28 protein-coding genes are annotated in these 18,862 nt (G+C 44.7%); 24 read left to right on the forward strand and 4 right to left on the reverse strand.

Translation table 11 applies throughout. The features are described from left to right. Window positions 1-348: 348 nt before the first annotated feature. The gene (locus P5674_RS04350; RefSeq protein ID WP_006616143.1) at window positions 349-1,110 is read right to left on the reverse strand and encodes a peptidoglycan-binding domain-containing protein; all 762 of its coding nucleotides are present in this window, start codon (window positions 1,108-1,110) and stop codon (window positions 349-351) included. A gap of 70 nt (window positions 1,111-1,180) precedes the next feature. Between P5674_RS04350 and P5674_RS04355 the strand changes: the two genes are divergently transcribed. From P5674_RS04355 to P5674_RS04375, 5 genes are all read left to right on the forward strand, one after another. Continuing rightward, window positions 1,181-1,486, forward strand: a complete 306-nt coding sequence (locus tag P5674_RS04355) for a LapA family protein (RefSeq protein ID WP_006616142.1) — start codon at window positions 1,181-1,183, stop codon at window positions 1,484-1,486. Between the two features lie 84 nt (window positions 1,487-1,570). Further along, entirely contained in the window at window positions 1,571-2,632 is a 1,062-nt protein-coding gene (locus P5674_RS04360; protein WP_315669819.1) for a hypothetical protein, read from the forward strand. 79 nt (window positions 2,633-2,711) lie between these two features. Beyond that, complete coding sequence (locus P5674_RS04365; protein ID WP_315642711.1) at window positions 2,712-3,032, forward strand: hypothetical protein; 321 nt, start codon at window positions 2,712-2,714, stop codon at window positions 3,030-3,032. A gap of 105 nt (window positions 3,033-3,137) precedes the next feature. Beyond that, complete coding sequence (locus P5674_RS04370) at window positions 3,138-3,398, forward strand: hypothetical protein (protein WP_315669820.1); 261 nt, start codon at window positions 3,138-3,140, stop codon at window positions 3,396-3,398. Window positions 3,399-3,494: 96 nt separating this feature from the next. Continuing rightward, window positions 3,495-4,658 (forward strand): JmjC domain-containing protein, encoded by a 1,164-nt coding sequence (locus P5674_RS04375; RefSeq protein WP_315669821.1) that lies wholly within the window; start codon window positions 3,495-3,497, stop codon window positions 4,656-4,658. A gap of 88 nt (window positions 4,659-4,746) precedes the next feature. Here the strand turns inward: P5674_RS04375 and P5674_RS04380 are convergent, their stop codons facing one another. Beyond that, entirely contained in the window at window positions 4,747-5,610 is an 864-nt protein-coding gene (locus P5674_RS04380) for a hypothetical protein (RefSeq protein ID WP_006617601.1), read from the reverse strand. A gap of 141 nt (window positions 5,611-5,751) precedes the next feature. Between P5674_RS04380 and P5674_RS04385 the strand changes: the two genes are divergently transcribed. From P5674_RS04385 to P5674_RS04395, 3 genes are all read left to right on the forward strand, one after another. Continuing rightward, on the forward strand, window positions 5,752-6,141 hold the full coding sequence (locus P5674_RS04385; protein ID WP_006617600.1) for a NirD/YgiW/YdeI family stress tolerance protein: 390 nt from the start codon (window positions 5,752-5,754) through the stop codon (window positions 6,139-6,141). A 132-nt stretch (window positions 6,142-6,273) separates the two neighbouring features. Beyond that, a complete protein-coding gene (gene rppA, locus P5674_RS04390; protein ID WP_006617599.1) occupies window positions 6,274-6,951 on the forward strand; it encodes a two-component system response regulator RppA in 678 nt (225 codons plus the stop codon). Window positions 6,952-6,966: 15 nt separating this feature from the next. After that, window positions 6,967-8,409 carry a sensor histidine kinase gene (locus P5674_RS04395; RefSeq protein ID WP_062945714.1) on the forward strand — a complete coding sequence of 481 codons (1,443 nt, stop codon included), beginning with the start codon at window positions 6,967-6,969 and terminating at the stop codon, window positions 8,407-8,409. A gap of 11 nt (window positions 8,410-8,420) precedes the next feature. Here the strand turns inward: P5674_RS04395 and P5674_RS04400 are convergent, their stop codons facing one another. Next, window positions 8,421-9,839: a hypothetical protein gene (locus P5674_RS04400; protein WP_062945715.1), complete on the reverse strand. Its 1,419-nt coding sequence runs from the start codon at window positions 9,837-9,839 to the stop codon at window positions 8,421-8,423. Next, window positions 9,836-10,135, reverse strand: coding sequence for a putative quinol monooxygenase (locus tag P5674_RS04405; RefSeq protein ID WP_006617596.1), 300 nt, complete (start codon window positions 10,133-10,135; stop codon window positions 9,836-9,838). The genes P5674_RS04400 and P5674_RS04405 overlap by 4 nt, the downstream gene beginning before the upstream one ends. A gap of 659 nt (window positions 10,136-10,794) precedes the next feature. Between P5674_RS04405 and rplC the strand changes: the two genes are divergently transcribed. The 16 genes from rplC (at window position 10,795) to rplF (ending at window position 18,861) form a co-directional block, all read left to right on the forward strand. Beyond that, entirely contained in the window at window positions 10,795-11,484 is a 690-nt protein-coding gene (gene rplC / locus P5674_RS04410) for a 50S ribosomal protein L3 (protein ID WP_014275226.1), read from the forward strand. A gap of 19 nt (window positions 11,485-11,503) precedes the next feature. Next, window positions 11,504-12,136: a 50S ribosomal protein L4 gene (rplD, locus tag P5674_RS04415; protein WP_006617594.1), complete on the forward strand. Its 633-nt coding sequence runs from the start codon at window positions 11,504-11,506 to the stop codon at window positions 12,134-12,136. Further along, on the forward strand, window positions 12,126-12,437 hold the full coding sequence (locus tag P5674_RS04420) for a 50S ribosomal protein L23 (protein WP_014275227.1): 312 nt from the start codon (window positions 12,126-12,128) through the stop codon (window positions 12,435-12,437). Before rplD ends, P5674_RS04420 begins: the two co-directional genes overlap by 11 nt. Before the next feature lie 213 nt (window positions 12,438-12,650). After that, on the forward strand, window positions 12,651-13,514 hold the full coding sequence (gene rplB / locus P5674_RS04425) for a 50S ribosomal protein L2 (RefSeq protein WP_006617592.1): 864 nt from the start codon (window positions 12,651-12,653) through the stop codon (window positions 13,512-13,514). Window positions 13,515-13,561: 47 nt separating this feature from the next. Further along, the gene (rpsS, locus tag P5674_RS04430) at window positions 13,562-13,840 is read left to right on the forward strand and encodes a 30S ribosomal protein S19 (protein WP_006617591.1); all 279 of its coding nucleotides are present in this window, start codon (window positions 13,562-13,564) and stop codon (window positions 13,838-13,840) included. Next, entirely contained in the window at window positions 13,818-13,955 is a 138-nt protein-coding gene (locus P5674_RS04435; protein ID WP_157888690.1) for a hypothetical protein, read from the forward strand. Before rpsS ends, P5674_RS04435 begins: the two co-directional genes overlap by 23 nt. A gap of 84 nt (window positions 13,956-14,039) precedes the next feature. Further along, window positions 14,040-14,393, forward strand: a complete 354-nt coding sequence (rplV, locus tag P5674_RS04440; RefSeq protein ID WP_006618095.1) for a 50S ribosomal protein L22 — start codon at window positions 14,040-14,042, stop codon at window positions 14,391-14,393. Window positions 14,394-14,460: 67 nt separating this feature from the next. After that, on the forward strand, window positions 14,461-15,189 hold the full coding sequence (gene rpsC / locus P5674_RS04445) for a 30S ribosomal protein S3 (protein ID WP_006618094.1): 729 nt from the start codon (window positions 14,461-14,463) through the stop codon (window positions 15,187-15,189). Between the two features lie 110 nt (window positions 15,190-15,299). Continuing rightward, window positions 15,300-15,719 carry a 50S ribosomal protein L16 gene (gene rplP, locus P5674_RS04450; RefSeq protein ID WP_006618093.1) on the forward strand — a complete coding sequence of 140 codons (420 nt, stop codon included), beginning with the start codon at window positions 15,300-15,302 and terminating at the stop codon, window positions 15,717-15,719. A gap of 79 nt (window positions 15,720-15,798) precedes the next feature. Next, window positions 15,799-16,014: a 50S ribosomal protein L29 gene (rpmC, locus tag P5674_RS04455; RefSeq protein WP_006618092.1), complete on the forward strand. Its 216-nt coding sequence runs from the start codon at window positions 15,799-15,801 to the stop codon at window positions 16,012-16,014. Window positions 16,015-16,118: 104 nt separating this feature from the next. Continuing rightward, entirely contained in the window at window positions 16,119-16,367 is a 249-nt protein-coding gene (gene rpsQ / locus P5674_RS04460; RefSeq protein ID WP_006618091.1) for a 30S ribosomal protein S17, read from the forward strand. Window positions 16,368-16,424: 57 nt separating this feature from the next. Continuing rightward, window positions 16,425-16,793 carry a 50S ribosomal protein L14 gene (gene rplN / locus P5674_RS04465; protein WP_006618090.1) on the forward strand — a complete coding sequence of 123 codons (369 nt, stop codon included), beginning with the start codon at window positions 16,425-16,427 and terminating at the stop codon, window positions 16,791-16,793. A 3-nt stretch (window positions 16,794-16,796) separates the two neighbouring features. Beyond that, a complete protein-coding gene (rplX, locus tag P5674_RS04470; protein ID WP_014275228.1) occupies window positions 16,797-17,153 on the forward strand; it encodes a 50S ribosomal protein L24 in 357 nt (118 codons plus the stop codon). A 129-nt stretch (window positions 17,154-17,282) separates the two neighbouring features. Beyond that, complete coding sequence (gene rplE / locus P5674_RS04475) at window positions 17,283-17,828, forward strand: 50S ribosomal protein L5 (protein ID WP_006618088.1); 546 nt, start codon at window positions 17,283-17,285, stop codon at window positions 17,826-17,828. A 23-nt stretch (window positions 17,829-17,851) separates the two neighbouring features. Beyond that, window positions 17,852-18,253 carry a 30S ribosomal protein S8 gene (gene rpsH / locus P5674_RS04480; RefSeq protein ID WP_006618087.1) on the forward strand — a complete coding sequence of 134 codons (402 nt, stop codon included), beginning with the start codon at window positions 17,852-17,854 and terminating at the stop codon, window positions 18,251-18,253. Window positions 18,254-18,321: 68 nt separating this feature from the next. Further along, the gene (rplF, locus tag P5674_RS04485; RefSeq protein ID WP_315669822.1) at window positions 18,322-18,861 is read left to right on the forward strand and encodes a 50S ribosomal protein L6; all 540 of its coding nucleotides are present in this window, start codon (window positions 18,322-18,324) and stop codon (window positions 18,859-18,861) included. Window position 18,862 lies beyond the last annotated feature (1 nt).

The raw sequence follows: 18,862 nt of genomic DNA on the forward strand, positions 1-18,862 counted from the left end.
TGGTGCGTCACATCATCAAGTTTGGCGTTTTTTATGAAGATGATCACTCTGTGACGCACCCTACAAGGATTATACCCATGTCAGGTTAATTATTCCTAGTTCAAGTTTCCTGGTGCGTCACATCATCAAGTTTGGCGTTTTTTATGAAGATGATCACTCTGTGACGCACCCTACAAGGATTATAGCCATGTCAGGTTAATTATTCCTAGCTCAAGCACAAAAAAAGCTGCCCATAAACCAAGGCAGCTTGTGCATTACTTGAGGTTATAATGGATTCTTACTAATTTAATCATCTAACATGGTCGGAAGTGCGACATCCTACGATCGCATGACCTGATCGGGTGATATTTAATAACTAACTGATCCTAACAGCCACTTATTTCTCGCCCAACGATCCAAACGCTTACGCAGTGACAAATCAGCCGTTTTAGTTATGGGTAATCCTAACTGCTGCTGAAACTTACCCACATATTCCTCAGTCCGATGATCATAAATCTCGCTGTAAGCAATGAGAGGACGAGGTTGGAATATTAAGTTTAAATTGTGCTGAAGATTCCGAACAATTTTCGCTAAAATTTCCTGGGTTTCTGGGTTGGCTGTCCCGGTTTGAGGTATATCATAATCTCGCTGAAATGACGAAATATTAGCATATCCTAAGCCTTTAATTGTCTCGGCAAAATCTTTAGGTAAATAAATAGGCTTAACTGGATCTGGTTGGGGTCGATTTTCCCACCAATAGGCTGTATCCTCTAACTTATCGCGGACATAGGTATCAGCCACCCCAGTTACGGGTAAATCATACCTTTTCTGAAAATCCTTAACGGCGGCGGTAGTTTTCGGACCATAAAACTGATTTCCCGGTAAGGGAGGATTCGGCCGTACTACAATATTAAGATGATTATGCAGACTGCTGACAATGGCAGCCATCTCAGCTTGGGTCTTGTCTCCGACAATTCCATCAACAACCAAATTGCGATCGTGTTGGAAGGCGCGAATGCCTTGTTGAGCGATCGCATCTGTGGGAGAATCATTATTCACTGGGACACCATAGCCCAAGCCATAAAGAACAAAACGTAGTTCTCGGTTCGTATAGTTACGCCAATCTACCATTGGTCTAGCCTCACGGTTTGTATAATATGATTCAGTTTAAACCCTCAGCAATACAGGCGATCGCGATCGGGTGACTGAAACCCTGGAAGTCTTCTGCAAACTTCCACCGACCGCCCCCGGAATATTTCCGCCTTTTTGTTGCTATACTAATACCCAAATTACCATGAAAGCACTATTTCCCTTCACCGCCAGCCTCATTCTCGCAGTGGGAATGACCGCCGTTGCTATATTATCCGTCCAAAATGCCACCCCGGTTTCCCTACAGTTTATGATATTCGAGTCAATTAACATACCTGTAGGGGTAGTTTTGGCCTTCAGCTTGGCGATCGGCTTAATTACTGGTGCGATCGGTATATTTATCTACCATCAAAGGTAAACTCTCCAAATTTCCCAATGGTCATATTTAGGTCATCTTTCTTTAATAAGGTATATTTCAACCCCCAAGAAAGAAACAACTGAGATGGCTTTTAGCGAGTTATTCCCCCTTGATCACAACTTTATTCCTGGTGCGATGGTTTCTGGGACTGTCGGTAGCCTAATTGATAACGGCGATGACTTTCTATTCTATCCTATCAACGGTTCAGAAGTCATTGTTGATGTCTCCCCTCTCCCCGCATGGCAACTTGGTTTAATGCCTGGAGAAATCATCACTCTCCAAGTAGGAGAATGGAATGGTCGCGAAATCGACACTAACAATATTATCCGTCCTGATGGGTCTACGGTGTTAGGTTTATCAAGCATTCCCCCCATGACTATACCACCTAATATAGACTCTTTAACAGGTGTCGGATTAACTACTCTCTCAGGTACAGTAATTAGCCAAACTGAACCCGATAGCTTTTTCTTCCAAAGTGATATCGGACCGATTTTGGTAGATGCTATTCCCCAAGGTGAAGGAATGGTCACTGTCATTCCGGGAGAAATATTAACCATTGTTGGAAATTTTGATGACTATGATTTTGATGCTTACAGTTTGACCCGTCTGGACGGTTCGCCGGTTCTACCTAACCAGCCACCAATGATGGGTTTTACACCCCCTTCAATTCCTCCGATAAATCCAGAATTTCTGACTCTCTCAGGTACAGTAATTAGCCAAACTGAACCGGATAGCTTTTTCTTCCAAAGTGATATCGGACCGATTTTGGTAGATGCTATTCCCCAAGGTGAAGGAATGGTCACTGTCATTCCGGGAGAAATATTAACCATTGTTGGAAATTTTGATGACTATGATTTTGATGCTTACAGTTTGACCCGTCTGGACGGTTCGCCGGTTCTACCTAACCAGCCACCAATGATGGGTTTTACACCCCCTTCAATTCCTCCGATAAATCCAGTATTATCCAATCGTATTCAGATGGAAATTACTGATATTAATAATCCCGAATTTGCGCCAATTAATAACATTCCTAACCCTCCCTTAAATCCGGGTAATAGGACATCCCCAACAGTAGGCGATCGCGATTATAATTATGATCAGCCTGATTTTGACTATGACCACGGTAGATCTCGTCGTTTTAACTAATAGTTTCAGCCACTATCATCTATAAACTAATCCCGGCTTTTCATTTAACACAAAAAACATTGATTTAGGAGATACTTCGATGAAACCTTCCTGGAAAATTGCGACCCTGTTATCCTTCGCTATTATCGGTTTTGCGGAAGCTGGTCAAGCCGCCATAAATCCCCCATCACTAACCCCCGTAAATCGCATTCAGATCGACATTGAAGACCTACCCAATATCCTACCTGGGGAGGATGCTAATTTACTAGCAAATCGTTTTAATAATAGCGATCGCGATTTTAATTATGACAATGATCGAGGTCGGAATTCCCGCCGAGTTAACCGTCCTAATGCTGGTCGTTTTAATGGTCAAACTCCCCGCCGAGTTAACCGTCCTAATGCTGGTCGTCGTCAAAGATAGTCACCACTTGATAAACATTGATAAATTTGTCAATTTAGGCTATACTTAGGGTAATCATAAATTACCATCTCAATACTCAAATTTAACTCTTTAGGAGATGCTTCGATGAAACCTTCCTGGAAAATTGCGACCCTGTTATCCTTCGCTGCTATTATCGGTTTTGCGGAAGCTGGTCAAGCCGCCATAAATCCCCCATCACTAACCCCCGTAAATCGCATTCAGATCGACATTGAAGACCTACCCAATATCTTACCTAGGGATGATGCTAATTTACTGGCTGATTCTGATAGAGATAATGATGTCGATTATGATTATGATAATGATAGGGGTAGTGCTTCCCGTAACCGTCGTAGCAGATGGTCTTAACTAAATGATTAGTCTTGAAATGTTGTGAATTTAGGCTATACTTAGGGGGATTAATCTCCCCCTAATGGTTATTAAAATTTCGTTTTCTATCTATCAATGCAGACCTTAACCGAATTATTGCACCCTTTACCAATTAGCGAATTTTTCGATAAATATTGGACTGAAAAAGCTGTGCTAATTCCTGGTGATAATCATCAAAAATTTGTCGATTTGTTTTCATGGCAAAAACTCAATAATTTACTCAACTATTATCCCTTAAAACACCCAGAAATCAGATTAGCTAAAGCTGGGGAAACTTTGCCAGAAATTACCAACAATGAACAGATAATTAAACAATGTCAGGAAGGCGCTACTCTTATTATCGATCGACTTCATGAAAAAATAGAAGCGATCGCCAAAATGGTAGCCTTATTACGCATAGAAATCGGACATCGTAGCCAAGTCAATAGTTATTGTTCATTTCCCGGACATCAAGGCTTTGCTTGTCATTACGACTCCCACGAAGTTTTCATCCTGCAAATTTCCGGTAGAAAACACTGGCGAGTTTTTTCAGATACCTTTATTTATCCCCTGAGTGAAAATCGATCTTCCCAGTTTTCTCCCCCTGATACTCAACCCTATATAGACGCAATTATTAACCCTGGCGATCTGCTTTATATACCCCGTGGACATTGGCATTATGCTATAGCAATTGATGAACCTTCTTTGCATTTAACCCTGGGAATTGACTGTCAAACTGGTATTGATTTTAGTGATTGGTTAACCAGTCAATTGCAACAACATCCACAATGGCGAAAAAATTTACCTTTATTAAATAAATCCCATCGAGAAAACTGCCGCCAACATCTACAAAACCTAGTCCAAAACTGGCTAGAAATATTGGAGTCCGAGGATTTAATTAATCGCTACTTAGATGAACAACTTTTACAAGGACAACCTGACTTACAATTAGGCTTTCCCAGTCAAATTGGCTATGATATCTTCCCCCAAGGTAAGCAGACTAAATTCTATCGTCCTCAGCAACCCGTCGATATTACTCAATTAACTCCCACGGGTAAATTTGAAATTAAAACTGGGGGTAAGAAAATATCTCTGATCGGACTTGACCAAGATATATTAGAGAAAATTTTTACATCCACAGAATTTAGTGGCTTAGACATACAACAATGGTTACAAGATTTTGACTGGGATACAGAAATTGTTCCCCTACTGTCGCGTTTGGTTAAAGCTGGAATTTTGCTGGTTATCTCCCATCCATAAACGGCGTTTATTAATCACAGCTTTTAGGTTGAAAAGCTATTATATATGTCGGCACATTTTCCCATGATAATATAATAGAGCAAGTCGGCTAGTTTGTCAAGAGGAAATCATCAGAAATTTGGGGAGGATAAACGTGATCAATTTCGGCGACCAACCAAGAACCAAAAGTTGCCAAAAAATCGACAATTTGCTGGGGTGAATCAAGGGGATTAATTGACCAATTTAAGGCTTGATACATGAGTGTTTGTTGTGCGGGATAATATTCGGAAAAAATCTGATAACAAGGATATAAATCACGGGTATAACATTGATGACGTTCCATGACAATTTCTAAGCCAGACCGGAGGATCCTTTTCATAATCCACTGACCGAGTTTATGAACATAAGCAGTTTGTTCATTAGGTGGCTTTTGAGGGGTTGTATATAATAGGTCAAAACTGACTTCCTGGATATCTTCGGACAAGTCAAAAGCATGACTAACCGCATCGATATCAGGCTTAAACTTTGGCAATTCTGGAGAGATATCTTGTCCGTAAACACAGGCGGCTTGAGTGACAATTAGCATTCGCAAACCCTCATAACCATAATCATCAAAATCCCGTAAGCGATCGCCTGAAATAGGTGACAATTCGACTCCCTTACAGAAGGGATATTTTTGGCTAACTTGCTGATTAAAAGCATCAAACCAAGCGCGATCGCAGTGTTTATAATTCCCGGAAACGACGGCGAAACTATCAACATCAGAAATCAAGGGAATAGCTTGTCCTACGGCGACAGACCCGCGAATATAAATGCTATGAACTTGGTCAGACCAATGATTAAGATAAGCTGTGACAATTTCATCAACTAGCGATCGCCAAGGTTCCACAATTTTGTCAATATTAGCTTTCCGAATAATAAAGCCTTGTTCATCAACTCCCAAAACCGAGCCAATTTGAGCAATTTTAGCCATAGTTAAATCATCCCGTAGTTAGAGTTAATATTATCACCCAAGTTAATCATAACTGTAATGCTGATCACCAATTAGCCGCTGTCATTTTTTGGTCATATTTGCAGTTTACTATGTAAGGCAGTGCAGTCACCATCAAACTTTATGAAAGCAACTATTACAGCCTTACTAACTTCCGCACTATTAACTATAGGCGTTCCAGCCGCGAATGCACAAGTTTCTATTCAAAATTTACAGCGTCATTCAGGAGTTACTATATCTGGTACAATTCGCAGTGTGGTAGGTAATGACTTTATCTTAGACGACGGAACCGGACAAATTATTGTTGATGCTGGACCCATGCGCCATCATCAACTGAATTTACAACCCGGAGAACAGGTCACAGTCACAGGTAAATATGATGACTATGACTTTGATGCTTTCACTATTACTCGCAGTAATGGCGAAGTGATTTTTATTCGCGATCCACAGGGTCCCCCACCTTGGTCAGGTGGTTACAGAAGACGAAATTCTGCTTCCCAAAGCTCTCGATAACAGCAGTTCATAAGCATTAATTACCGTCAATTCCTGTCCTCTCCCTCACCGGGAGGGGATAGCTTGACATGGCTGCCAAAATTTAGCTATTAATATAATAACTATATATAGTCTATTTTGGTATAAGTACAAATGCGGATTTTATTGGTAGAAGACGACCCAGAACAACGGGAGCCAATTCATGCAGCTTTAACTCGTTATGGACATATTGTTGATGGGGTAGAAGATGGCACAACCGCCTTGTGGTTAATGAATGAAACTGACTATGATCTGTTGATTTTAGATTGGATGTTACCGGGAGAAGATGGTATTATTTTATGTGAAAATTATCGCCAAATGGGGAAAACATCACCAGTGTTAATGCTGACAGCTAAAGATACGACGGCTGATAAAGTTATGGGACTGGACGCTGGCGCAGATGATTATTTAGTTAAACCAGTAGACCTACAAGAATTGTTAGCTAGAATTAGAGCTTTAAGAAGGCGATCGCCTCTTTGGGTGGGGGATATCTTAGCAGTACAAGGATTATCATTAAATCTCGATACTATGATTTTAACATGGGGGAATGATAGCTTAAAGCTGAAAAGCCGCGACTTTCAACTATTAGAATATATGATGCGTCATCCCCACCAAGTCCTCACTCATAATCAAATAGAACAAGCACTATGGGAATGGGGAGAAGAACCGGAAAGCAATGCGGTAGTAGCGAGAGTTAAACGACTCCGCAAAACCCTGACAGCCATAGAAGTTGACAGTTGGATTAAAACTGTTTATGGCATGGGTTATCGCCTCGAACCTCCGAATAATTAAACATTACAAATATCTATGGTTAAGCTAATTACTAAACTCCAAAAACGTTGGATATCTCTACCTATTAGATGGCGAGGTACGGCAATTATAGCGATTCCAGTGAGTTTTTTATTGGTAGTATTATTAGCTTTTTCTTGGTTAAAATTTAACATAATTGAAGACGAGGCTTGGGTACAACATACCCAGAATGTTAGATTAGAAACTAAACAACTTTTAAACGCTTTACTTGATGCAGAAACTGGAGTGAGAGGATATGGACTGACTCAACGAGATGAGTTTTTAGAGCGTTATCATCATGCTCAAAGTATAATTCCTCGAGTTTTAGACACTTTACAAGATTTGGTACAAGACAATGCTGAACAATTGGAATACTTGGAAGATGTCAGGTTTTATATTGATGAAAATATCGCTAATTTTGAAAAAAAAATAATCCTCCAACAAGAATTAATTAGGATTCGCGGACGCAATGATACTTTAGTACCCATTGAGTCTTTATATGATTGGCTGGCTAAAGGTCAAGAAACGATGAATCAAGCACGTCAAGCTATTGATATCTTTGCTGAAAATGAAGAAAAACTACTAATTGAACGCATCCAACATCGAGATGAATATCGACAATTAACCTGGATTTTCTTATGTTTTTCTGGGGTGATTAGTGCGATCGCTACTATGTTCACTATTCATCTGTTTTATCAATTAGAACAAGAATTGTCCCAGCGTCAGATTAACTTAAAAATCACTAATCAACGGTTAGAAAATGTCTGTGACCAACTGCAAAGATTTACTGCTAATGCTTCCCATGAATTAAGAGCGCCTTTAGCGGCTGTATTAAGTAATGGTCAGGTGGCTTTACTAGAATTAGAGGATTTGGATGAAATCCCCCCATCATTGCATCGAAGACTAGAAAACATTGTCAAAACTACTAAACAGATGAGTTCCTTAGTCAGTGATTTATTATTTCTCGCCAGACATGAAGGCTTACTAGCACCTGAGTCTATACAAAAACTTGATTTAACTCAACTGATATTCCCGATCGCCTCGGAGTGGATAACTCCGCTGAAAAGTCAATCCTTAGAATTAATAACTAACCTACCATTAACCCCCATTTGCGTATTAGCCGATCGCAGTTTGTTAAAACAAGTGATCACCAACCTTCTCAGCAACGCCGGTCGCTACACTCCCCCCGGAGGAATGATTAAAATTAACTTGCACAACTCGGAAAAATATGCTATATTGGAAGTAGAAGACACTGGAATTGGCATTGCTGCTGAAGCATTGCCCCATGTGTTTGAGCGATTTTATCGAGCGGATCTAAAGCGTTCTAAAGCCTCTGGTGGTTGGGGGTTAGGATTGGCGATCGCCCAACAAATTGTCAAAGCTCATGGGGGCGAAATTAACGTAGCTAGTACCCTAAACAAAGGTACTAAATTTACGATAAAATTGCCCCTGATTCACTAATTGAGTAACTCCTAAGACTTCAAGCCAGGTAAACCCCAACTCTGAACCACCTTAGCGATCGCATCCCTGGTAGCCTCGGCTCCAAAACCCCAAGCCATGAGAGTAAAATAGTCCCGAGAAGGGTTAGCGCCAAAAGTCGAATTAGCCACATATAACTCAGTAAAACCGGCTCCGGCTAATAGCACCACCGCCAACGCATAACTCGTCCAAACAAAGGCTCTAATCCGCAAATTAGCCGACACTGCTTGTTCACTCCAAGAAGCGTTGTAATGAGTAGCCGGAGGGAGAGCCACTAAAGACAAACCGGACATAAATCCTAATCCTTTAGAAACCAAATCCGACTCAGCCAGACTTTGTTCATCTACCTGAACCTTTAGCTGTTCTAACTGACGACCGACAGTTTCATCTTTTTGTAACTCCATGGGGGTTAAACGGTCAACCTGGCGATCGAGTTGGCGAATAATTGCAGCCAGAGGCTTTTGGTCATCATCACTTTCAACGGGGAGGCGTTTTTGTAGTTCCTCAATATCCTTTTTTAAAGGAGCATAACTGTTAATTTGTTTGGCGATCTCCTCCAACTTCTGACGCAATTGAGGCGGACCTTCCAACTCTGGCGCAGTGTTCAGAGCATCATCTAAATCCCAAGTTACCATCCGCACAAAGGTAGTGGTAGCATCATAATCCTCTAACTTCTGTTTGAGGCGATCGCTATATTCAAACTGCGCCAACCAATCAGACCTTCCCATCACCCAACGCCGCCAAGTTCCCTCAGCGCGATCAATAATCAGCGCCGCTTCTTCCCAGCGTTCCCCCTGAAGTTCCATCTTCACTTCAACTAAATAAGCATTGATGCGACCCTTAAACTCCTTAGCCTTATCGATATCTGGATCTTCTTCCATCTGAGCATAAAGCTGTCCTACCCGCATCAAAATCTGATCTCTCGGTCGTCCTTCGTCGCGATAAGCAGAGATGACAATTCCTAATCCTGTCCCAAATACCAGCATTACCAGGGGTAAAAACCAATGGTCTTTAACCCTTAACGTCACCGGAATCGCCAGTTGTCCCCCAGAGTAACTTAGCCGCACAGTTCCCACAAATTCACCACTATCAGGAGCCTGGCGTAAGTTAAACACCACGGGTACAATCACCTCATTCGCCTTACCCAGAATTGGCTGCATTTCCCCAGCGGCGATCGCCTCCCCAGGAAACACCGACACCCCATTAGTTCCACTGAGGTCAAACGGAAGCACCTGTAAATCTCTGACGGCGCTATCGGTTCTAATGTAAAGCTGGCGGACTTGTTTTGATGTGCGATCGCCAGCAATGGTCAATTGCTCCGGTTCTACAGTCTGAGCGATCGCCACATCTCCCGTCAACAAGGCTATGGCGGGAATTAGACAACTAGCCAAAACAGATTTAAACGACTTCATCCTAGATTACCCTCCAGCGTCCATAAATCAATATCCAGCTTTTCGATTAAACCTTCTGTATTTTCCCGGAATGTTTTAATATGATCCGCCGCCATGTGTTGTTCCCACAACAAACGACTTTCCCAGTTCTCATAAAACAAAAATAAAGTCGGATCATCAATCGACCGATGTAAATCATAATTGAGACATCCACTTTCAGCTAAAGTCAGCGGAATGAGTTTCCGTAACTCCTGATGAACTTTCTCTTGTACTCCGGCTTTAGCTTTGATTCTCGCTACAACTGTTAATTGACTCATGGCCAGCGTCCCCAATCCGTGAACTACCCTACCCTACTTCCTTAGTTTAATTTCCGCAACAACCCATCACCACCATAACTCCCACCATTCCCCTTTCAGGCGATCGCCGATTGAGCCAAAACATAAATGTTAAAAATAGACTTGACGAAAGCACAGATATCACATACAATCAAGAATCGTGATCAAATTGCAGTATAACTGTTGGCGTAAGGATAGCTAACCTATAGGATTTGCCAAGCATAGGCAACTACTTAGTTAGGAATTCTCCTATGACATCAATGGCTCTAAGCTACAGCAGCTTCGCCGAAATTGCCAAGCGCTAACAGTAAACTCGGTCAAACCTGATGCTAGTTTGACCCTGAGCAACAAAATCAACGGATACTGAGTAGATATCTGCTCAAGTCCTAGCGACATCGGGCCGCACTGAGGCTTAGGCTTCAGTCTGGGAACAGCTTAAACAAGTTGATAGCCTGAATATACTTCCAGGCAACCACGCACGTCTATCCTAGCGCCTAAGCCGGAGAGACGGTGGGTTTGTCTGCCCAAAATCGGGTTTAAATTATGATGCCACAAGCATCGTTAACTGGCGGGTTAACCATGATTTAGTCAGTGGAAAATTCCGCCCTATTGTAATGCGTAGAAAAGAGAGGCCAGTTTAAGTGTCTGTAGGTATCCTCGGCACCAAGCTAGGCATGACTCAGGTATTTGACACAGAGACCGGAAAAGCGATTCCCGTCACCGTAGTTCAAGCCGGGCCATGCACAATCACCCAAGTGAAGACCGAAGCCACCGATGGCTATACGGCCATCCAGCTAGGTTATGGTGAAGTTCCTAACAAAACCCGCAAATTAAACACCCGCAAATCCCCAGATAAAGAGGTTAATAAATACCTCAGCCATGCTGAACAGGGACACCTAACCAAATCCAACAGCCCCTTAGTTCGTCACCTTAAAGAATATCGGCTAGAAAGTACCGATAACTTTGAACTAGGTCAGGAAGTCAAGGTAGATGCCTTTGAACCCGGACAAATAGTCGATGTGACAGGCATTAGCATGGGTCGAGGTTTTGCGGGAAACCAAAAACGTAATAACTTCCGACGCGGACCAATGGCTCACGGTTCCAAAAACCACCGCCTACCAGGTTCCATCGGACCCGGAACCACACCAGGCCGCGTTTATCCCGGCAAAAAAATGGCCGGACGTTATGGCGGGAAACAGATTACCACTAGGAAACTGACAATCGTGCGGGTTGACCTAGAAAGGAACCTGTTGCTAATTAAAGGATCAATCCCCGGCAAAACCGGTGGCTTGCTTAATATCAAACCAGCCAACCTGGTGGGTGGCAAGTAGAGAGAAGACAGGGGGAAAAATGGTTGACTGTATAATTCGCAACTGGGACGGGGAAGAAGTCGGACAGACGACCCTGGAACTGAAAGTTGCTAAAGAAGAAAATGCCTCCCACATCGTCCATAGAGCCTTAGTACGTCAGCAGGCAGCAGCTAGACAGGGAACAGCCAGCACTAAAACTCGCTCGGAAGTGCGGGGCGGTGGCCGTAAACCCTGGAGACAAAAAGGAACAGGACGGGCGCGGGCAGGTTCGATTCGTTCTCCACTATGGCGCGGTGGTGGTGTGATCTTTGGGCCGAAGCCGAGAGATTACAGCGTTAAAATGAACCGCAAAGAACGTCGGTTGGCTTTGAGAACGGCGTTTCAGAGTCGGGTAGACGATATCGTGGTGGTGGAAGAATTTGTTACCCAACTGCCACGCCCGAAAACTAAAGACTTGACGGCGGCTTTGGAACGTTGGGGAGTTTCATCATCCGCTAAAGTGCTGCTGGTACTACCTGAAAAACAGGAAAATGTCTATTTGTCGGGTCGGAATGTGGAGAAAATGAGAATTTGTCTGGCAGATAGCTTGAATGTCTATGATGTTCTGGCAGCAGACAAAATAGTAACCACTGCTAATGCCCTGGCGAAAATTCAGGAGGTTTATGGTGACTGAGTTTCAAACCCGTGATTTAGCTGATGTGATCCGACGACCAATTGTAACTGAAAAAGCCACAATTCAAATGGAGCTAAATCAGTTTACTTTTGATGTCGATCCTAGGGCGGATAAACCAACTATTAAAGCGGCAGTTGAACTGCTATTTCCGGTTAAGGTTCTGAGTGTTAATACCCAGAATCCTCCCCGGCGACAACGTAGGGTCGGCCGTTTCGTTGGGTATAAACCCCGCTATAAAAGGGCGATCGTTACCCTCGAAGACGGGGAAGCCTTGAGAAAAGTCCTCTTCCCTGAAGTCTAATGGTGTCGGGTACAACGGGGGTTGGCCGCATTCTGAATACCTATAAAAAAATGCGATCGCTTGCGCCCCTGTGCGTAGCACATATCGGGTATATAGTGACCCACCTTGACCCGGGTAATTCTTGAACACCGACATTACAGCGATCGAGTTTTCTGGCCCTATCCGGAAATCTAGATCTCTAACTTCCACAGAAACAGACAGAGGATCGACTATATGGCAATTCGTTTCTACCGACCTTATACTCCAAGCACACGCCAACATACTGTCTCGGAATTTACAGAAATTACTAGATCCGAGCCAGAAAAATCTCTAACCCTCTCTAAACACCGCCTTAAAGGTCGTAATAATCGCGGTGTCATTACCTGCCGCCATAGGGGTGGTGGACATAAAAAACTATATCGGATTGTTGACTTTCGCCGGGATAAACATAATGTGCCCGCTAAAGTCGCTGAGATTGAATACGACCCCAACCGTAACGCTAGAATTGCCCTACTTAACTATGTGGATGGCGAAAAACGCTATATTCTCCACCCTGTAGGCTTGGCTGTCGGGACGGTGATTGTATCTGGACCTGATGCCCCCATTGAAGTGGGCAACGCCCTACCCCTATCCAAAATTCCCTTGGGAACATCAATCCACAACGTGGAAATGATTCCCGGTAAGGGTGGACAAATGGTAAGAGCAGCCGGAGCCTCCGCTCAGGTTATGGCTAAAGAAGGGGATTATGTCACCCTGAAACTGCCATCGGGTGAACAACGGAAAATCCCCGCCCGTTGCTATGCCACCATTGGACAGGTGGGCAATGTGGATGCCAGAAATATCAGCATTGGTAAGGCTGGACGTAATCGCTGGCTCGGTAAACGTCCCACCGTGCGCGGTAGTGTCATGAACCCGGTTGATCACCCCCACGGTGGTGGTGAAGGACGCGCCCCTATTGGTCGCAGTGGTCCGGTTACGCCTTGGGGTAAACCAGCCCTGGGAGCTAAAACTAGAAACAAGAAAAAACGCAGCACAGCTTTAATTGTCCGCCGCCGTCGGAAATCCTCGAAACGAGGCAAAGGTGGCCGTCAGAGCTAATCAACCGCCGACTAAAGAGCGAATCATTGCAATCCTAAACATATACCATGTCTCGATCGCTAAAAAAAGGTCCATTTGTGGCCGATCATCTGCTGGTCAAAATCGAAAAACTCAACGCTGACAATCGTAAGGAAGTGATCAAAACTTGGTCGCGCTCCTCCACCATTGTTCCCCAAATGGTTGGTCATACTATCGCTGTTCATAACGGCCGTCAGCACGTCCCCGTATTTGTCAATGAACAAATGGTGGGACATAAATTGGGAGAATTTGCTCCCACTCGGACATTCCGGGGTCACGCTAAAAGTGATAAAAAAGCCCGCCGATAAGTGGCGCATCCCTCGCCTGATTGACGGTGGAGTGGCGGCGGGTTCTGCGGTTTTTGACGAAAAAACAGTAGGGGCGGGTTCTTTTGTGAAACCTAATTCCCCACCAGTGTTTTGAAAAACTTGCGAAGGGAGAAAGCGCCCGCATTGTTGACCGACCCCCCCCCCACACCTACATCACGCCTGAATCAAGGAGAAACCTATGGCAGTTAGCACTACATCAGAAGTAAAAGCGATCGCTCGTTACATAAGAATGTCCCCCTTGAAAGTCCGGCGGGTACTTGATCAAATTCGCGGACGTAGCTATCGCGAAGCCCTGATTATCCTGGAGTTTATGCCCTACCGCGCCTGTACTCCTGTCTTGAAAGTTCTGCGATCGGCTGTTGCTAACGCTGAACATAACCAGGGTTTAGACCCGGCCACTCTGATCGTTTCCCAAGCCTTCGCCGACGCGGGACCAAGCCTGAAACGCTACCGCCCTCGCGCCCAAGGTCGAGCTTATCCCATTCGCAAACCTACCTGTCACATTACCGTGACAGTCGCCCCTGCGGAATAGGGAATAGGGAAGATTAGCATTACCCATTACCCATTACCTGTCGTACAGACTAAATTATTAAGCTGCTATGGGACAAAAAATACATCCAATTGGTTTCCGCCTTGGAGTTACCCAAGAACACAAATCTCGCTGGTTTGCTGATGCTGGTCAGTATCCGCAACTTTTGCAGGAAGACTACACCATCCGTCAGTACATTCAGAAAAATCTCAGCAATGCTGGCATCTCAGATGTTCGCATTGAACGCAAAGCTGATCAAATTGACCTGGAAGTGCTGACCGCTAGACCAGGTGTGGTCGTTGGCCGTGGTGGTACCGGAATTGACTCCCTCCGCCAAGGACTTCAGAAAGAACTCGGCAGTAATCGCCAGATCCGCATTAACGTTGTGGAAGTATCCCGGGTTGATGCCGATGCTACCCTCATTGCTGAAAATATCGCAGCCCAACTTGAAAAACGGGTTTCCTTCCGTAGAGTTGTCCGCCAAGCTATTACTCGCGCCCAAAAAGCTGGCATTGAAGGCATTAAAATCCAGGTCAGTGGCCGCTTAAACGGAGCGGAAATTGCTCGGACTGAGTGGACCCGTGAAGGTCGTGTTCCCCTACACACCTTACGAGCTGATATTGACTATGCCTATTGCACCGCTCTCACTATTTACGGCATCCTCGGTGTCAAAGTTTGGGTGTTTAAGGGAGAAATTATTCCCGGTCAGGAAGAAACCCCCGCACCTAATACAAGAGCGCCGAAAAGCCGCCGTACACCCAGACGGCAAAAGTATGATGACCGCTCTAGTGATACATAAAAAGTTCTAGTAGGCGCGATCTGGGTAGGTTGATAACCCACACCCTAAGACTTATCTCCCTGTCGGGTAGCCCTCTGTCCCATTAACTCCACTCACTACTATTTGCGATCATGTTAAGCCCAAGAAGAACTAAATTCCGCAAACAACAGCGGGGTCGAATGCGGGGTCAGGCAACTCGCGGCAACAATATCAACTTTGGTGATTTTGCCCTACAAGCCCTTGAACCCTCTTGGATTACCTCCCGCCAAATTGAAGCAGCCCGTCGGGCAATGACTCGTTATATTCGCCGGGGTGGGAAAATCTGGATTCGTGTATTCCCTGATAAACCTGTCACTATGCGTCCCGCAGAAACCCGTATGGGTTCCGGTAAAGGTGCCCCAGAATACTGGGTCGCTGTTGTCAAACCTGGACGCATCATGTTTGAAATTGCCGGTGTTTCTGAAGAGGTCGCCCGCGAAGCTATGCGCCTAGCCTCCTTTAAACTCCCGATTAAAACTAAGTTTCTCACACGGGAAGATTCACAATCCTAGTAAGGTCTGGCTCGGCTCCTGCCTCTACTAATCACATTAACCCGCAAAACTGCCCGCTAATTGTACCGAGGAAATAATTATGGCTCTTCCTAAAATTGAAGATGCCCGACAGTTAAATGATGATGACCTGTCTGAGCAAATCCTGGAAATTAAAAAACAACTCGCTAATCTGCGCCTCCTGAAAGCTACAGGACGCTTGGAAAAACCTCATGAAATTAGACACACCCGACATCGATTATCACAGTTACTGACCGTGGAAAAGGAACGACAACTCAAAAATCAGAATCCGGCTTAGTTATCCCTAATTCCTAAGTAGATTCGATCGCCCTTGTTTATGACTCTTAATAGAGCCTTTCTCATGTATCAGCAACAATCATTGATCTTTCATTTCTCACAATCATGGCAGTTAAAGAAAGAGTTGGCGTAGTCGTCAGCAATAAAATGCAAAAAACTGTGGTGGTAGCTATTGAAAACCGCTCCCCTCACCCTAAATATGGAAAAATTGTGGTGAATACCAAACGGTATAAAGCCCACGATGAGGAAAATACTTGTCAAGAAGGCGATCGGGTTCGGATTCGGGAAACCCGCCCCCTGAGTCGCACTAAACGCTGGAACGTAGTTGAAATTATCAACAAAACTAACCAGTAATTCTCACCTGTTTCTGTTTATCTTGAACCCCAAATTACGCTATAACCGCGAAATACCATGATTCAACAGCAGTCCATACTTAATGTGGCAGATAACAGCGGCGCACGCAAACTTATGTGTATCCGCGTCCTGGGTGGGGGAAATCGTCGCTACGGCACTATTGGTGATGTGATCATCGCTGTGGTTAAAGATGCAATTCCCAACATGACCGTCAAAAAATCCGATGTCGTTCGAGCTGTGATTGTTCGCAGTCGCCAAGGACTACGCCGAGATAGCGGTATGAGTATTCGCTTTGACGATAATGCAGCCGTGATCATTAACCAGGATGGCAACCCCAGGGGAACCCGTGTATTTGGACCTGTGGCACGGGAACTGCGGGACAAAAATTTCACCAAAATTGTTTCCCTTGCACCGGAGGTACTCTAAACTATGCCCAAGCGTCAGCGCAAATTGGCTCCGCCCCGGGGCTACAAAATGCACGTCAAAAAAGGGGATACTGTTCAGGTAATTGCTGGACGAGATAAAGGAAAAGTTGGAGAGGTGATATCCACTTTACCTAAATTAAGTAAAGTGGTTGTCAGAGATGTTAATGTCCGTACCAAGCACGTTAAACCTCAACAAGAGGGTGAGGGCGGCCGTATTGTCAACTTTGAAGCTCCTATTCACAGTTCTAATGTGATGCTGTATTCGACCAAAGAAAAAGTCGCCAGTCGTGTTTCCTACACCTTTACGGAAGACGGGCGCAAGGTCAGAATGCTCAAAAAAACCGGGGAAGTTATTGATTAATCAATAGCACACTTTCTCCCCCGGGGTGGGTTGAAAAACCGCCCTGACTGGACAGGTGGACTCTGTTAAAAACTCGTTTTTATTATCCCTGACCAAGCCCAGGGAATGTATCTAGGACAGACAGCAACTATGACATCTCCACTCAAAACTACCTATCAGGAAACCATCGTTCCTAAATTGATGGAACAGTTCAAATATGAGAACATCCATCAGGTTCCCAAGGTTGTTAAAGTTACGATTAACCGAGGACTGGGTGAAGCATCCCAAAATGCCAAAGCCCTAGAATCTTCAGTTAATGAATTGGCGATTATTACCGGACAAAAACCAGTAGTGACCCGCGCTAAAAAAGCGATCGCCGGCTTTAAAATCCGTCAAGGAATGCCCGTAGGGGTAATGGTGACACTTCGTTCCGATCGGATGTATGCCTTTATGGAACGTCTAATTCACCTAGCCCTACCTCGCATTCGAGACTTTCGTGGCATTAGTCCCAAAAGTTTTGACGGTCGGGGTAACTACAGTCTGGGAGTCAAAGAACAACTGATCTTCCCTGAAATCGACTACGATCGCATCGATCAAATTCGAGGTCTGGATATTTCAATTGTTACCACAGCCCAGACAGATGAAGAAGGGCGTGCCTTACTTAAAGAAATGGGAATGCCCTTCCGGGAGAACTGAGGCAGTAAAATAACGAGACAACTATGGCGACGAACGACACTATTGCAGATATGTTAACGCGCATCCGCAACTCTTGCATGGCGCGGCATCAAACCACAGAAATTCCATCCACCAAAATGACCCGCAGTATTGCCAAAGTCCTTCAGGATGAAGGCTTTATTGCCAACTTTGAAGAAGCAGGTGCTGGGGTCAAAAAGCATTTAGTGGTTTCACTAAAATACAACACCAAAACCCGCACCCCTACTATCCGCACCCTTAAACGAGTTAGCCGTCCAGGTTTGCGCGTTTACAAAAACCGCAAAGAACTCCCCCGCGTTTTAGGTGGAATTGGAATTGCGATCATTTCTACCTCCCGTGGGGTAATGACCGACCGAGAAGCCCGCCTTCAGGGCTTAGGCGGAGAAGTGCTTTGCTATGTGTGGTAAATCCATTACCCACAGCCACCTATCTCCTGCACCCCTAAACACTGCTCATCGACCATTAAACAAGGATTATGTCTAGAATTGGTAAGCGTCCAATTCCGATTCCCGCCAAAGTTACCCTAACCTTAGACGGCCAAAAAGTCACCGTCAAAGGACCAAAAGGGGAGCTTTCCCGCGTATTACCCAACGAAGTTATCCTCTCCCTCGAAGGAGACACACTAGTTGTTAAGCGTCGGGATGAATCCCTCGTCGCCCGTCAGCGTCATGGTCTCTGTCGCACCCTGGTAGCCAACATGGTGGATGGAGTTTCCCAAGGATTTGAACGGCGACTGGAAATCCAAGGCGTGGGATATCGGGCTCAGGTTCAAGGTAAAAACCTGATCTTAAATGTCGGCTACAGCAAACCGGTGGAAATGGTTCCCCCAGAAGGTTGCAGCGTAGCCGTTGAAAATAACACCAATGTCATTGTTAGCGGAATTAATAAAGAACTTGTCGGCAACATGGCCGCTAAAATTCGCGCCGTGCGACCCCCAGAACCCTATAAAGGTAAAGGCATTCGCTACGCCGGAGAACAAGTCAGACGTAAAGCTGGTAAGGCAGGGAAAAAATAGA

The sequence above is a fragment of the Limnospira sp. PMC 289.06 genome (assembly GCF_032350395.1).
GTDB classification, from domain to species: Bacteria; Cyanobacteriota; Cyanobacteriia; order Cyanobacteriales; family Microcoleaceae; genus Limnospira; species Limnospira platensis.

What these genes read in the sequence shown, in the direction of transcription:
- P5674_RS04350 (WP_006616143.1), bottom strand. Translation starts at nt 1,110, where the DNA reads ATGGTAGATTGGCGTAACTATACGAACCGAGAACTACGTTTTGTTCTT.
- P5674_RS04360 (WP_315669819.1), top strand. Translation starts at nt 1,571, where the DNA reads ATGGCTTTTAGCGAGTTATTCCCCCTTGATCACAACTTTATTCCTGGT.
- P5674_RS04365 (WP_315642711.1), top strand. Translation starts at nt 2,712, where the DNA reads ATGAAACCTTCCTGGAAAATTGCGACCCTGTTATCCTTCGCTATTATC.
- P5674_RS04370 (WP_315669820.1), top strand. Translation starts at nt 3,138, where the DNA reads ATGAAACCTTCCTGGAAAATTGCGACCCTGTTATCCTTCGCTGCTATT.
- P5674_RS04375 (WP_315669821.1), top strand. Translation starts at nt 3,495, where the DNA reads ATGCAGACCTTAACCGAATTATTGCACCCTTTACCAATTAGCGAATTT.
- P5674_RS04380 (WP_006617601.1), bottom strand. Translation starts at nt 5,610, where the DNA reads ATGGCTAAAATTGCTCAAATTGGCTCGGTTTTGGGAGTTGATGAACAA.
- P5674_RS04385 (WP_006617600.1), top strand. Translation starts at nt 5,752, where the DNA reads ATGAAAGCAACTATTACAGCCTTACTAACTTCCGCACTATTAACTATA.
- rppA (WP_006617599.1), top strand. Translation starts at nt 6,274, where the DNA reads ATGCGGATTTTATTGGTAGAAGACGACCCAGAACAACGGGAGCCAATT.
- P5674_RS04395 (WP_062945714.1), top strand. Translation starts at nt 6,967, where the DNA reads ATGGTTAAGCTAATTACTAAACTCCAAAAACGTTGGATATCTCTACCT.
- P5674_RS04400 (WP_062945715.1), bottom strand. Translation starts at nt 9,839, where the DNA reads ATGAAGTCGTTTAAATCTGTTTTGGCTAGTTGTCTAATTCCCGCCATA.
- P5674_RS04405 (WP_006617596.1), bottom strand. Translation starts at nt 10,135, where the DNA reads ATGAGTCAATTAACAGTTGTAGCGAGAATCAAAGCTAAAGCCGGAGTA.
- rplD (WP_006617594.1), top strand. Translation starts at nt 11,504, where the DNA reads ATGGTTGACTGTATAATTCGCAACTGGGACGGGGAAGAAGTCGGACAG.
- P5674_RS04420 (WP_014275227.1), top strand. Translation starts at nt 12,126, where the DNA reads ATGGTGACTGAGTTTCAAACCCGTGATTTAGCTGATGTGATCCGACGA.
- rplB (WP_006617592.1), top strand. Translation starts at nt 12,651, where the DNA reads ATGGCAATTCGTTTCTACCGACCTTATACTCCAAGCACACGCCAACAT.
- rpsS (WP_006617591.1), top strand. Translation starts at nt 13,562, where the DNA reads ATGTCTCGATCGCTAAAAAAAGGTCCATTTGTGGCCGATCATCTGCTG.
- rplV (WP_006618095.1), top strand. Translation starts at nt 14,040, where the DNA reads ATGGCAGTTAGCACTACATCAGAAGTAAAAGCGATCGCTCGTTACATA.
- rpsC (WP_006618094.1), top strand. Translation starts at nt 14,461, where the DNA reads ATGGGACAAAAAATACATCCAATTGGTTTCCGCCTTGGAGTTACCCAA.
- rplP (WP_006618093.1), top strand. Translation starts at nt 15,300, where the DNA reads ATGTTAAGCCCAAGAAGAACTAAATTCCGCAAACAACAGCGGGGTCGA.
- rpmC (WP_006618092.1), top strand. Translation starts at nt 15,799, where the DNA reads ATGGCTCTTCCTAAAATTGAAGATGCCCGACAGTTAAATGATGATGAC.
- rpsQ (WP_006618091.1), top strand. Translation starts at nt 16,119, where the DNA reads ATGGCAGTTAAAGAAAGAGTTGGCGTAGTCGTCAGCAATAAAATGCAA.
- rplN (WP_006618090.1), top strand. Translation starts at nt 16,425, where the DNA reads ATGATTCAACAGCAGTCCATACTTAATGTGGCAGATAACAGCGGCGCA.
- rplX (WP_014275228.1), top strand. Translation starts at nt 16,797, where the DNA reads ATGCCCAAGCGTCAGCGCAAATTGGCTCCGCCCCGGGGCTACAAAATG.
- rplE (WP_006618088.1), top strand. Translation starts at nt 17,283, where the DNA reads ATGACATCTCCACTCAAAACTACCTATCAGGAAACCATCGTTCCTAAA.
- rpsH (WP_006618087.1), top strand. Translation starts at nt 17,852, where the DNA reads ATGGCGACGAACGACACTATTGCAGATATGTTAACGCGCATCCGCAAC.
- rplF (WP_315669822.1), top strand. Translation starts at nt 18,322, where the DNA reads ATGTCTAGAATTGGTAAGCGTCCAATTCCGATTCCCGCCAAAGTTACC.